Origin of the sequence: Novacetimonas maltaceti, from assembly GCF_002906255.1 — a bacterium.
In the GTDB taxonomy this organism is placed as follows: Bacteria; Pseudomonadota; Alphaproteobacteria; order Acetobacterales; family Acetobacteraceae; genus Novacetimonas; species Novacetimonas maltaceti.
This window is the reverse complement of the sequence record NZ_POTC01000013.1, coordinates 1-13,770: the sequence shown is the minus strand read 5'-3', so window position 1 is coordinate 13,770 and position 13,770 is coordinate 1. Positions and strand designations below refer to the sequence as shown.

At 66.4% G+C, this 13,770-nt stretch carries 8 protein-coding genes, 1 tRNA gene, 1 rRNA gene and 1 pseudogene; 8 read left to right on the top strand and 3 right to left on the bottom strand.

Going from position 1 to position 13,770, the window contains the following annotated elements; all coding sequences use genetic code 11:
- Positions 1–13 precede the first annotated feature (13 nt).
- The 7 genes and pseudogenes from KMAL_RS06705 to KMAL_RS06675 all read left to right on the top strand — a co-directional run bounded on the left by KMAL_RS06705 (position 14) and on the right by KMAL_RS06675 (position 11,812).
- The gene (locus tag KMAL_RS06705) at positions 14–505 is read left to right on the top strand and encodes a hypothetical protein (protein WP_239019993.1); all 492 of its coding nucleotides are present in this window, start codon (positions 14–16) and stop codon (positions 503–505) included.
- 132 nt (positions 506–637) lie between these two features.
- Positions 638–2,905, top strand: a pseudogene (locus KMAL_RS06700) (TonB-dependent siderophore receptor).
- Complete coding sequence (locus KMAL_RS06695) at positions 2,892–4,616, top strand: ABC transporter ATP-binding protein/permease (RefSeq protein ID WP_110094973.1); 1,725 nt, start codon at positions 2,892–2,894, stop codon at positions 4,614–4,616. The pseudogene KMAL_RS06700 and the gene KMAL_RS06695 overlap by 14 nt, the downstream one beginning before the upstream one ends.
- 155 nt (positions 4,617–4,771) lie before the next feature.
- Positions 4,772–6,001, top strand: a complete 1,230-nt coding sequence (locus KMAL_RS06690) for an FAD-dependent oxidoreductase (protein WP_110094972.1) — start codon at positions 4,772–4,774, stop codon at positions 5,999–6,001.
- Between the two features lie 11 nt (positions 6,002–6,012).
- Positions 6,013–8,421 (top strand): penicillin acylase family protein, encoded by a 2,409-nt coding sequence (locus KMAL_RS06685; RefSeq protein ID WP_110094971.1) that lies wholly within the window; start codon positions 6,013–6,015, stop codon positions 8,419–8,421.
- Entirely contained in the window at positions 8,418–9,704 is a 1,287-nt protein-coding gene (locus KMAL_RS06680) for a serine hydrolase domain-containing protein (protein WP_239019992.1), read from the top strand. Before KMAL_RS06685 ends, KMAL_RS06680 begins: the two co-directional genes overlap by 4 nt.
- Complete coding sequence (locus KMAL_RS06675) at positions 9,704–11,812, top strand: S9 family peptidase (RefSeq protein ID WP_239019991.1); 2,109 nt, start codon at positions 9,704–9,706, stop codon at positions 11,810–11,812. The genes KMAL_RS06680 and KMAL_RS06675 overlap by 1 nt, the downstream gene beginning before the upstream one ends.
- 25 nt (positions 11,813–11,837) lie before the next feature.
- On the opposite strand, the gene KMAL_RS17785 is transcribed toward KMAL_RS06675, so the two are convergent.
- The gene (locus KMAL_RS17785) at positions 11,838–11,960 is read right to left on the bottom strand and encodes a hypothetical protein (protein WP_275399315.1); all 123 of its coding nucleotides are present in this window, start codon (positions 11,958–11,960) and stop codon (positions 11,838–11,840) included.
- A 324-nt stretch (positions 11,961–12,284) separates the two neighbouring features.
- Between KMAL_RS17785 and KMAL_RS06670 the strand changes: the two genes are divergently transcribed.
- Positions 12,285–13,238 carry an SIS domain-containing protein gene (locus tag KMAL_RS06670; RefSeq protein ID WP_110094970.1) on the top strand — a complete coding sequence of 318 codons (954 nt, stop codon included), beginning with the start codon at positions 12,285–12,287 and terminating at the stop codon, positions 13,236–13,238.
- A gap of 313 nt (positions 13,239–13,551) precedes the next feature.
- Here the strand turns inward: KMAL_RS06670 and KMAL_RS06665 are convergent.
- Together KMAL_RS06665 and rrf are read right to left on the bottom strand one after the other, a co-directional pair.
- Positions 13,552–13,628: transfer RNA gene (locus KMAL_RS06665), tRNA-Met, on the bottom strand.
- Between the two features lie 28 nt (positions 13,629–13,656).
- A 5S ribosomal RNA gene (rrf, locus tag KMAL_RS06660) occupies positions 13,657–13,770 on the bottom strand; the annotation flags it as partial.

Here is a 13,770-nt window from a genome sequence, read left to right as displayed (position 1 = left end):
CGTGAAAAAAGGCATGTCTTTGCGGTCCATGGCGCGCATTCCCCATCCAGTGACAGGCCTGCGCGCCGTGCGCTGGCTGGTTGTCGCATGCACGCTGCTGGGCTTCATGGGGCAACTGCTGGTGCTGGGCCGTGCCCTGCCGGGGGAGATGCCGCGCGCCACGATCGAACGCCTGACGGGCATCGATATCGCGCCGGCAGCCCCGATGGCCGGGTGCGGCGACGCCACGATGGATGCCGCAATGGCCATGGACGGGCCATCGCCCCCCATCGCCCATGCCCTGCTCCATGCCTTCAGCCATGACACGGCCCATCACGACCATGACGGGTCGTGCACGCTGTGCCCACTGCTGCACCTGCCCGCCATGGCGCTTGCGGCGCTGCCTTTCATGCCGCTGCCCCCCATGGCATGGGCGCGCCCGCATGCCCGTCCGGGGCAACCGCGCGCGCCACCGGTCATTTCCCCCGGCATCCCCCCATCCCGTGGGCCGCCCCCTGCTGCGTGAACCCTGGCGCCAGCATGGACCACAGGCCCCGCATCCGCGCGATCTCCCCACCACCTGCGTGATGGTGCGGGACATGCGTGATCGCGTCCCTGTCCTGCTGGCTGGTTTCATGTCAGTTCAGGATCGCAACCCATGTCGCGTTTTCCAAAGGCGACCCCGCCTGCCGGGGTCGCCCCGCGCGGGATCACCCCGTTCGGAATCGTCCTGTGCGGGTGCCTGATCGCACATCCTGCCCGTGCGGTCCCGCACCACCGCCCCCATCATGCCCCACCGGCAGCCATATCGCCCGTGCCCGCCACCAGAGCGCATGCCACCACCACCGCACCGACACATCGCGCACCCGACACCCCCCAGGCGGAGACGATCGAGGTCCGGGCCAACCGTGGGTCCTATACGGTGCCGGCGACCGACATCTGGGGCAAATCCGGCGTCGCACTGAAGGACGTGCCACATTCCATTTCCGTCATCACGCAGGAACGGATGCAGGATTCCAACATGCTGACGATGACGGATGCCATGCGGCAGGTGAACGGCGTCCGCGTGCTGCCGGGATCAAGCGCGAATTCGAATTTCTACTCCCGCGGCTACCAGTTGACGACGTCGCTCGATGGCACGCCCAACGCGGCGGGGACGCTCAACAACGCATCGTTCGACCTGTCGATGTATGAACGCATCGAGGTGCTGCGTGGCGCGGCGGGACTGCTGCAGGGGGCGGGCGGCGCGGGCGGCGTGGTCAACGAGGTGACGAAGAAGCCGGGACGCGACTTCGCCCTCAGCGGCGCGGCAGGTGTGGGCAGCTTCGACCACTACCGCGCGGACATCGACCTCAGCACGCCGCTCAACCGTTCGGGGACGCTGCGCTTTCGCACCGCCGACCTGTTCGAGGACAACCGCTATTTTTACCAGTATTCCCATTCGCGCAAATGGCAGGCCTATGGCGCGCTGGAATGGGACATCACGCCCACGACGACGTTCCTCGTCTCCCACGCGGCACAGCAGCAGGACATCACCGCACCCTATTTCGGGCTGCCGGTCACGACGGACAGAACGCTGTGGTATGGGGGCAGGTCGGCCAACCCGTCGCAGCCATGGGGCTACAGCAACTACATGACGCAGCAGACCGCCGTGTCGCTGTCGCACAAGATCGGGCGGGACTGGACGCTGACGGCGCGCGGGACGTTCTATGACCAGAGCTACAACATGCTCTATAACGAACCATGGACGACCATCGACGCAAAGAGTGGCCTGCTGACCTATGAGGACCAGGGCATTTCGGCGCAGAAGGGCACCAACGTGTCGCGTTCGGCCGATATCTATGCCACGGGCGCGTTCCGCCTGTTCCACCATACACACCACCTGCTGGTGGGCTTCAATTACAATTCGTATGACCAGTACGTGGCCTATCCGGACATCACCGGCAGTGGCGTCTATGACAATGTCAGCATCAACAACACCGCCACCGTGCCCGCCCCCGCGCCCGGCAGCATCAGCTACGCCCGCTCTTCCGGCGGGGCCGAGGGCAGCGACGACAACGCCTTCCAGTGGGGGTTTTACGGGCAACTGCGCCTTGAACCCGTGCGGGGCCTGTCGGTGGTACTGGGCGGGCGCATCTCGCGCTTTTACGAGCATGAGCGCGATGCCGCCCCCTCGCCACGCGGGGCGTGGACGACGCAGTCCGACATCCATGCCCAACTGACGCCCTACCTTGGCACGGTGTACCAGATCACCCCGAACCTGTCGTGGTACGCCAGTTACGCCAGCATCTTCACCCCGTCGGTGGGCGACATGCGCTATCGCGGCGGCGGGCTTGCGCCACAGCTTGGCAACCAGGTGGAGACCGGGTTCAAGGGCGCGTATTTCCACGGCCGCCTCAATGTCTCGACCGCGCTGTTCCGCATGGAAAGCGTCAACTAGCCCCTGTCGGACCCCGAACATGTCGGGTTCTACATCACCACCGGCCCCATCCGCCGGCAGGGATGGGAGGCGCAGATGGATGGGGAGATCCTGCCCAACCTCAGCGTCTCGATCGGCTATACCTACCTTGACACCAAACTCTCCAACCCGTCCTCGGCGGATTTCGGGGGGGCGTATTCGCCGCATCACATGTTCAAGTCATGGGTGCACTATACCCTGCCCTCCGGCCGCCTGAAGGGGCTGAGCCTCGGGGCCGGCATCGACGCCAGCAGCAACCTGCGCGGCGGCTATCCCACCACGGTGCAGGGCGGCTACATGACCATCGACAGCGTCGTCGGCTATGCCATCAACCGGCACCTGCGCGTGCAGCTCAATGCCAATAACCTGACCAACCGTTATTATTACGAACGGGCCAGCGGCGTGTGGCAGTTCAATTTCCCCGCCGCCCCCCGCAACTTCATGGCGACCCTGCGTGCGACGTACTGACCCTCCTGCCCGCCATTCCCTGTCCGACTGGACGGTCCTGCTGCCGTTCTGGCGATCACGCGAAAAATGGGTCCCGCTGGCGATGCTGGCCACGATCGTGGGACTGTCGTTCGTCTATGTCCGCACGGCCGTATGGTTCGGCCGGTGGAACCAGCATTTCTTTGACGCCATGTTCGCCTACCGGGTGGAAACGTGCCTGTGGCTGCTGCCGACCTATATCGGGGTCTGCGTCCTCTCCAGCGGATGCTACGTGCTGCAGGCGTACCTCACGCAGGTGCTGTCGATGCGCTGGCGCCTGTGGAACACGCGGGTCTACCTGCGGCAGTACCTGTCCGATACCGCGTATTACCGGATGGAACATGGCGCCGCGACGGGCGACAACCCCGACCAGAGGATTGCCGACGACCTGTCGCAGATGACGGTGCTGAGCCTGCGCATGGGCCTTGACGGCATCCAGGCCGTGACCACCCTGCTGTCATTTTCCGTCGTGCTGTGGGATCTTGGCGGCAGCATCGACCTGACCTGCCTGGGCCACCACATCCATGTCTCGGGCTACCTGCTGCTGGGCACCGTCCTTGCAACCGTTGGCGCGTCGGTCATCATGGAGAAGCTGGGCGGAGCGCTGGTGGAGGCCGATTACCGGCAGCAGCATTTCGACGCGGACCTGCGCGCGGACCTGCTGGACCTGCGGCGCAATTCCGAACAGATCGCCTTCATGCGGGGCGAAGGGGCGGAAACGCTGCGGCTTTCGCATAACCTGCGCAATATCGCGCGGAACTGGCGCAGCGTCGTGACCTATACATGGCGGGCCAATTTCGTGGGCGACCTGTTCAACGGCACCGCGTCGATCATCCTGTGGGTGCTGCTGCTGCCGAAACTGGCGGCCCATGCGCTGACGTTCGGGGAATATTCGCGCATCAACGCGGCGTTCATGCAGGTCCGGCGCAGCCTGCAATGGTTCATGAACAACTATACCGACCTTGCCACCCTGCGTTCGGTCCTGCAGCGCCTGCATGAATTCGAACGCACCGTCAGCACGCCGCCACGCACACGCATCACCCGCATCGACACGCAGGCCCCCGGCCTCGACATCCGCGACCTTGTCCTTGACCGTCCCGATGGGGGCCGCCTGCTGCACATCCCGGAACTGCATGTCGGCGCGGGGGAACGCTGGCTGGTGCGCGGCGCGTCGGGCAGCGGCAAGACCACCCTGCTGCGGGCCATTGCCGGGCTGTGGGAACATGGGCATGGCACCATCGCCCTCGATCCCGGCGACAGCATGTTCCTGCCGCAGCGCGCCTACCTGCCGCAGGGCAGCCTGCGCGCGGTCCTTGCCTACCCCCATGCGCCGGACCGCCATGACGACGCCCGGTACGGGGCGGTCCTGCACGCCGTCAACCTTGACCACCATGTCGCGCGCCTTGACGAGGACGCGCAATGGGATGCCGTCCTCTCCCCCGGCGAGGCACAGCGCATTGCCATCGCACGGGTGCTGCTGCGGCGGCCGGGCCTGCTTTTCATGGACGAGGCGACCTCCGCCCTGGATGCGGACAACACGCGGCGCATCCATGCGGCCCTGCTTGCCGCGCTGCCACGCACGACCATCCTGGGCATCAGCCATCATGAGGGGCCGTGCGCCTTCTATCCCTGCGAACTGCGGCTTGAAGGCGGGCATGCCATTGCGCGGATTTCCCATGATATCCGCCCGTAGGGCCTGCCGTCCCCCCGCCCTTAACCATGGGTTATGGGGAGGCAGCGTTTTTAATCTGGCCTGCGGCGATATCTGTTCCTAGGTTTTCAGGTTCAATAACACCATGAAAACATTACCATGGCGTAATATATAGTGAGGACAGGGGACCAGGGTCGATGCCGGCACAACGCAATATCACGGTCATCGGTGGCGGCGTCACGGGACTGGCGACGGCCTATGCGCTGCTGCGCGACGGGCATGCGGTCACGCTCCTCGAACGCAACGGCGACGTGGGGGAGGAAGCAAGTTTCGCCAATGGGGGGCAACTGAGCTACCGCTATGTCCATCCGCTGGCGGATGCGGGCGTACCGCGCGAGACCCTGTCATGGCTGCTGCAGGCGGGTTCGCCCATTTCGCTGCGCCTGCGCGCCGACCCGCACCAGTGGCGCTGGATGCTGGCGTTCCTGCGGGCGTGCAACAGCACCACCAACGCCCGCAACAGCAAGGTGCTGCTGAGCCTCGCGCTGCGCAGCCAGGACGAGCTTGGCCGCTGGCGCACCGAAGGGCTGAAGGATTTCCTGTGGCGGCAGCCGGGCAAGCTGGTGGTCTATCGCAACGCCGCCAAATTCCGCAAGGCCGCCGCCAGCGTCAGCAACCCCGAACTCGAACAGGTCCTTTCCCCTTCGGACTGCGCGCGCGTGGAACCGGCCTTCGCCGCCCTTGCGCCAAAGCTTGCGGGGGGCATCTTCTCGCCCGCGGACGAGGTGGCGGACTGCCACCGGTTCTGCCTGTCGCTGCGTGACGCCATGACGGCCATGCCCTCCTTCACGCTGCTGCGCGGGCAGGCCAGCCTGGGCGCGGGCGCGAACGGGCGGTGCGACGTGATGGTCGATGGCCGGGCGCACGATACCGACCTTGTCGTGCTGGCCGCAGGCGTGGGATCGCGGCAACTGGCGCGTCCGCTTGGCTTCGACCTGCCGCTTTACGGGCTCAAGGGCTACAGCCTGACGGCGAATTCCCCCGCCGGGACCATGCCCGATGTCAGCGTCACCGATTACGACAACCGCGTGGTCTATGCCCGCCTTGGCGATGCGCTGCGCATTGCGGCGATGGTCGATATCGGCGCGCGTGACGCCAGCATCAACCCCCACCGCATCGCGCGACTGCGTGCGCTTGCATCGGAAACGCTGCCGCAGGCCGGGCCATATGACACCGCGCGGCCATGGGCGGGCCTGCGCCCCGCCACGCCCAGCGGGGTGCCGATCATCGCACGCACGCGCTATCCCAACCTGCTGCTCAATGTCGGGCAGGGCGCGCTGGGCTTCACGCTTTCGGCCGGGTCGGCGCTGCGGGTCCGCGACCTCATACGCGGCACGGCCACCCCGTCCCTGACCGACGCGGCATAAGGAGCCCCAGCATGCGCAACATCGGGTGCAGCCGTCGCGAGGTCCTGCTGGGCGGGGCGGCGGCTGCCGGCCTCATCGCCCTGTCGCCCACGGTGCGCGCCACGCGCCACCGCAGCGTGGTCGCGGGGCTGGAGGGGCTGTCGGCCCCGGTGGACGTGCTGGAGGACCACTGGGGCGTGCCCCATGTCCGCGCAGGCAGCATTGCCGACGCGTTCTTCGCCAACGGCTACCTTGTCGCGCGCGACAGGCTGTGGGAACTGGATTTCGGCCACCGTCAGGCGCTGGGGCACCTGGCGGAAGTCTTCGGCGCGGATTTCGTGGACTCCGACACCGCCAACCGGCTGTTCCTGTTCCGGGGCGACGCGGCCGCCGAACTGGCGCGCTTCCCTGCACAGGTGCAGGACTGCGCGCGGGCGTATGTGGCGGGGATCAACGCGCGCATTGCACAGGTGCGCGCCAGCCCCGACCTCCTGCCGCCCGAATTCACGGTTTTCGACTACATGCCGATGGCGTGGGACGTGCTGGACCTGATCCGCGTGCGCGCCGAGGTCACGGGAAATACACGCGCGGAGATCCGCCGCGCCCGCCTTGCCGCGCGCGGGGTGCTGTCCTACGACACCCTGACCACGCCGCTGGAACCCGCGCATGAACTGCGCGTCCCGAACGGCCTGGACGTCCATGCGGTTTCGGATGCGGACCTTGGCCTGTTCGATGTGCTTCAGGCATCGCTGCCGCTTGGCCGTGTGGAAGAGCCGGGCGATACGCAGCACCGGCGCATGAACTCCGGCAGCAACGCCTGGGTCATCGCGCCGGCGCGCACGGCAACACAGCGGCCGATCCTTGCCAACGACCCGCACCTGAGCTTTGGCGTGCCGGGGCCGCGTTACGTCATCCACCTCAGCGCGCCGGGGCTGGATGTGATTGGCGGCGGCACGGCGGGGATGCCCGGCGTGATGCAGGGCCATAACGCGCATATCGCCTTTGGCCGGACGAATTTCCACATCGACCAGGAAGACCTGTTCATCCTGCGCACCCATCCGTCGCATCCGGACCGTTATTTCCATGACGGCGCATGGAAACGGATGGAAACCGTCTCCACGCATATCGCGGTGCGGGGGGAGGCCGGGCGCGACGTGGTGCTGCGTTACGCGGCGCAGGGGCCGGTCGTGTCCGCCGATCCCGCGCGCCGCCGCGCAACGGCGGTCAGCGCGACATGGCTGTATCCGGGGGCGAACGGGCTTCTGGTCAATATCGGCCTGAACCTTGCCCATGACTGGGACAGCTTCCGCGAGGCGCTGCGTGTCCATACCAGCCCCACCAACTTCACCTATGCCGACACGGCAGGCAATATCGGCTGGCAGGCGGCGGGCGGCCTGCCGTCGCGCGTGGACGGGCATGACGGGTTGCTGCCGGTGCCGGGCGACGGGCGCTACGACTGGAAGGGGCTGCAGCCGCTGGAGATGCTGCCCTCGACCTTCAATCCCGCCTGTGGCTGGTTCGGCACGTCCAATGAAATGAACCTGCCACCCGGCTATCCCGCGCAGGAACGCCGCGTCAGCTTCGAATGGCGCGACCGCTTCCGCTACGACCGCGTCGCCCATGTGCTGCAGGCAACGCCCCGCACGACCATCGCGGACTGCGCGGCGCTGCAGCATGACACGTTCTCCCGGCTTGCGCTGGACATGGTGGCGCTGCTGGGCGATGTGCCGCCCGACCTTGCGGACGTGGCGGCGCTGCTGCGCCGCTGGGATGGCAGCATACAGGCCGACAGCGCGGCGGCGGCGCTGTACGAGGTCTGGTGGTCGCGGCTGGAACGCGCGCTGCATGCGCTGCTGATCCCTGCGGACCTGCACGACCTGCTGCCCGGCCCCATCAACGCCACGGTGCAGAAGACGCTGCTGCACACACCCGATACCCGGTTCGGCGCAGATCCGGCCAGGGCACGCGACGCCATGCTGGTGGAGGCCCTGCGCGCGGCGAAGGCGGAACTGCGCGAACGCCTTGGCCCCGTCATGGCGGCATGGCGGTGGGGAACCCTGCACACGATCACCCTGCATCACCCGCTGGCGCATGCGCCCGGCGTGGCGACCCGGTTCCCGACGCTGGGCGGTGCGCGGATGGGCACGGGGGGAGATTCCTATACCGTCATGGCACGATGGTACAACCCGCTGTCGAAGGGGCATGATCCCTATGCCGCCACCGGAGGGGCGAGTTACCTGATGGTCTGCGATGTCGGCGAATGGGACAATTCGGTCTTCCTCAACTTCCCCGGCCAGAGCGGCGACCCACGTTCGGCCCATTATGCGGATTTCATGGGCGACTGGCTCAGGGGGAAGATGCAGCCCCTGCCCTTCTCCGCCCACCGCGTCAGGGCGGCAACACGCAGGCGCACCAGCCTGCAGCCGGGAAGCACACCATGAAACGCATGAAACTGCTTGGCGCGATCGGCGCGCTGGGACTTGCGGCCATCAGTCCCGCCGTCGCGGCCACACCGGCCCCCAACCCCACGGACAGCGCCATGGACGCCATCCTGACGCAGGGGGAATCACGCCCGCTGGCCGCGATCGTGGCCATGCGGCTGCACAAGGGGCGCGTTGCCTACAGCTACCATGGCGGGTTCGCGCGCCGCACCGAAGACAGCAGCGTGCCCGCCGGCCCGGACACGCTGTTTCGCATCGCCTCCGTCTCCAAGCTGGTGACGACCATCGGGCTGATGGAACTGGTGGAACAGGGGCGTGTGTCGCTGGATGCGGATGCGTCGGAGTACCTTGGCTTTCGCCTGCGCAACCCGGACTTCGCGGATGTGCCGATCACGGTGCGGATGCTGCTCAACCATACCTCGACCATCGTGGATGCCGACCGCTATACCCTGCCGCCGGAACAGAAGGTGGCCAACCTGTTCGGCCCGGACCATCGGGTGGGACAGCCGGATTACCATTTCGCGCATGGCGCGGGGCACCCGCCGGGGACGTGGTTTGAATACTGCAACCTGTGCTACGGCCTGATCGGCACCATCATCGAACGGGTCAGCGGCGAGCGCTTCGACCGCTACCAGCAGGCGCATGTGCTGGAGCCCCTGGGCATTGACGGCGGCTACAACATTGCGGAACTGCGCCATCCCGACCGGCTGGCGACGCTGTATCGCGACATGCCCTCCGGTTACGTGGCGCAGGTCGATACGCAGCCGCCAAAGGGATGGTCCGCAGCACAGCTTGCCACCTATGTCATCGGGTCCAATGGCACCGCGTTTTCGCCACAGGGCGGCCTGCGCGTTTCCGTCGCGGGCCTTGCCCGCCTCGCCCGCTTCATGCAGCAGGGGGGCACCCTTGATGGCACGCGCCTGCTGTCCGCGCACGGCGTCCAGCAGATGGAAACGCCGACATGGCGGTATGACGGGCATGACGGGACCTGCCCCTATCCCATTGCCAGCTACGGGCTGGGCATGATCCAGTTGACGGGACAGCCGGACCCGAACGGGCGGCCGGGCATCCCCTATCGTGGCTATCACGGGGGACTGCGCGGGCACCTTGGCGATGCCTACGGGCTGCATTCGGGCTTCTGGTACGAAACCGCCAACGGGGATGCGTTCGTCTTCGCGGCGGACGGTTATCCCGATGAAGATGCCATAACGCCGGGCGCCTATTCTTCCTTCACACGGGTGGAGGAACAGATTTTCACGACCCTTGCCGGAGCCGCACCCTGATGACCGACATCTCCTTCCTGCTGCGTCGTACGGGCCTTGGCCTGCTGGGCAGTGCGCTGCTGGCGTCCTCCGCGCTGGCCGCCCCCGGCGGCGATGCGACACCGGGTGATACGTCACTGCAGACACGCCTTTCATCCCTGCTGGCGATGCCTTACGCCAACGGGCTTGCCGGTGCGGCGCAGGCCCCGCGCATCGCGTGGGTGGAACGGCGCGCGGGCGTACGCAACATCATGGTGTCAGACCATGGGCAGGCCCCGCGCCGCCTTACCCATTACACGCGCGATGACGGCACCGACCTGTGGGGCCTGGTCCTGACGCCCGACGGGCGGAGCCTCGCCTATGTCGAGGGGGGCGATCCCGAATACCCGAACGACGCGCCGCCCAACGCGGGACAGGCGACCTTCGCGGGCAAGGAAACGGTCCACCTGATCGGCCCGTCAGGGCACGATACCGTCATGGGCGAAGGACATTCGCCCGCATTTTCCCCCGATGGGACCTTCCTGGCCTTCAGCCGTGGCGGCACGCTGATGATCGCGCGCACGGGGGCGATGCCTGCCGCCGCCTTCACCACGCCGGGTGCGATCACCGGGCTGCGCTGGTCGCCTGACGGGCGGCACATCGCGGTGGAAGTCGACCGTGGGTCCCATGGGGTCATCGCGCTGTGGGATGCGGGCGCAAAGGCCAGCAGCCTGACCTTCATCCCGCCGGCCCTGTCGAACGATCGCCAGCCGGTATTCTCCCCGGACGGGAAGTCAGTGGCGTTCTTCCGCACGCAGGACCCGATCCTGGGGACAGACCCGCAGAAGGGACGGTTCTGGTCCATCCATGTCCATGACCTTGCCTCCGGGGCGGAACACACCGTCTGGACCGCGCCTGCGGGCAAGGGATCGCGGTTCGCGGCACCTGAAGGGTCCGTCCCGTACTGGGCGGCGGATGGCAGGCTGCTGTTCCCGTGGGAAGGCAGCGGATGGATGCGCATCTGCGCCCTGCCGATGACGGGACAGGGTGCGCCGGACTGCCTGACGCCCGATGGTGCGGAAGTTTCGGCCTACCAGTTGTCGCAGGATGGAAAAACCCTGCTCTATACTTCCAATTCCGGGGATCTGGACCAGTGGCGGGCCTGGTCGCGGCCTGTCGCGGGGAATGGGGCCGCCGTCGCGCTGACACCGGGCAATGACGAGATTTCGACCCTGGTTACGGCAGGGGCCGACATTGCCGTCATGGCAACCAGTGTCACGCAGACGGCCCACCCCGTTGTCCTGGAAAATGGGCACGCCCTTTCCCCCGTGACACCGGCACTGCCTGAGGGCATCGCGTTCGTGACACCGCAGGACGTGCGCTTCCACAGTGCCGACGGGCTTGACCTGCACGGGCAGCTTTTCACGCCCCCCGATGATACGGCCCGTCGCCATCCCGCGCTGGTGTTCGTCCATGGTGGCCCGGAACGCCAGATGCTGCCCGCGTTCAACGCGATGGGATATTATTCCAACGCCTACCTGATGAACCAGACGCTGGCGTCGCAGGGATATGTGGTGCTGTCGGTGAATTACCGCAGCGGTTCGGGCTATGGCGAGGCCTTCCGCAATGCGCCTGAAACCGGGCGCGCCGGGGCCAGCGAATATCGCGACGTGCAGGCGGCGGCGGCATACCTGCAGGCGCGCGACGATGTGGACACCCACAGGATCGGGATCTGGGGCGGCAGCTGGGGTGGATACCTGACGGGGCTGGCGCTGGCGCGTAACAGCGATGTCTTCGCCGCCGGGGTGGATTTCCACGGTGTCCACGACATGACCGAACCCGACCATCCGGGCCTGTCACCCCAGCAGAACCGCGACGCGCATGAACAGGAATGGCGCTCCTCCCCCATTGCGGACATCGGGCACTGGCGCGCGCCGGTCCTGCTGGTGCATGGCGATGACGACCGTAATGTGGAGTTCGAGCAGTCCACGCTGCTGGCACGGATGCTGACCGCGCAGGGCGTTCCCTACGAAGACCATGTCTTCCCCGGGGAGCGCCATGCGTTCCTGCGTACGCAGGACTGGCTGCAGGGCTACATGTGGATGACGCGCTTCTTCGCGCAGACTCTGCTGGCACCAGGCAAGCCGTAAGGCGCACCTGCCCGTCCCCGTTTTATCATCGCATCAGGGTCTCCGTTCCAGCGCCATCACCTCGAACGGGGGCCAGCGTGACCACGACGGATGTGGCCGCATCCAGCGTGGCGGGGGCGGGTGATTTCGCCCACAGGGCATGGGACATCCGCTGGCAGTTCTAGCACCCGGCCCGGTTCGATCAGGATGGGGCGAGAGACCTGATCGGGATTGCGCAGGGTGAGGAATGCCTTGTGCGGTGTTCATGCTGCCCAAGCCAAGGGTTCGAGGCGGCCGGGATCACCACCGACCCAGTGGCTGTCCTTGCGGATTCCGGCGTTGGCGCGGACCTATTTCGCGATCACGGCCCAGTCGGCAGGCTGAGCAGCGACGGCGGAGCCTGCTGCGCGATGCGGCATCCCCCGCTGTTTCTGTTTCCTGACACACAGCCCCAAACAATATTTCTCCACAGGCCGGAAAACGAGGATTGAGCATGAACGCAACGGAACGCGGCATTCGCGAACAGTTCCCGCTCTGGAACAGGGTGGACATGAACCATGTGCGGCCGCGCGCCGGGCAGGTCCATGTCGTCGTGGGTTGCGGCACGTCTGTGCATATTGCCGATTCAATCGCCGCGACGCTGAATGCACAGGGCGTGATGTCCCGCGCGGTGCCGGGCAATGAATGGACCCGACGCCGCAATGATTACGTGCCCGCGACAGTCGCGCCACATGTCGTCGCCCTGTCACGTAGTGGAGCTTCGACCGAGACGGTAGCCGCAGCCAGGGCCAGTCGGGATGCCGGGCTGGAGGTCACGGCATTCAGTTGCGCCCCGGGAAGCGCCCTGTGCAAGAATGCAGACGAGGTCGTGGTGGCGCAGACACATCCCGAAGAAGGGATCGTGATGACCGCATCCGCCAGCCTGATGCTGCTGATGGGGCTGCGCTATGCCGGGATTGCGGTCGGGCCGGAGGCCACGCGCGCGGCGGAAGAACTGCTGGATGCGGCCGACCCACACCTGCGTGCGATCATCGAAGGACGTTCGCATTTCGTCTTCCTGGGCGGCGGCGCATTATATGGCGTCGCGCGCGAGGGAGCGCTGAAACTGCAGGAAATGAGCCTGAGCCAGACCGAGGCTCACCATCCGCTGGAATATCGTCATGGCCCGATCAGCCTGATCGACGAACGGTCATGTGTCATCATGCTCTATCATCCGGACACGGCGGCCGAAGAAGCGCAGGTCGCGCGCGAGGTCATGGAAAAGGGCGCGCGCGTGCTGGGACTGGGCGGTCCGGGCGATGTCACGCTGCCCATCTCCAGCCCGGCATTCGTACGTCCCCTGCTCTGCCTGCCGGTGCTGCAGTTGCTGGGCGAATATGTGGCGCGGATGCGCGAGCTGGATACGCTTGCGCCACGTCATCTGACCAAGGTCGTAACAATCGCCTGACGGTCACGGCAGAGGGGAAAAGCGCCATGACCCGTCGGTACTGCGTGCGGCGCGCTAGACCTGACATTTAGTCTGGCGCATCGCGGCGCACGCGATCTGCTGGGGAACAACCATCTGGGACCACACCGATGGAAGTTCCTGCCGCCGGATGCAGACTTCCCGCCGAAGGTGGCTTCGCATGTTGGTAGAATTGGAGGGCTGGGGATTACCCGGCTGTGTGGGGCCCCGGCTGGTGTTTCCTGCGTTGGATTTTGGGCACAAAAAAGCCACCCTTTTGGGTGGCTTTTCTGTTGTCTTATCAGACGCTTACGTTTGGTTGCGGGGGCAGGATTTGAACCTGCGGCCTTCAGGTTATGAGCCTGACGAGCTACCGGGCTGCTCCACCCCGCGGTGGTGAGTTGGAGGGACTGACTGGAAGATCTGGCGGCGACCGACTTTCCCGTGCCTTGAGGCACAGTATCATGGGCGCTGGGGTTTTTCACGGCCGAGTTCGGGATGGGATCGGGTGGAGCAATTCCCGCCATGGCCACCA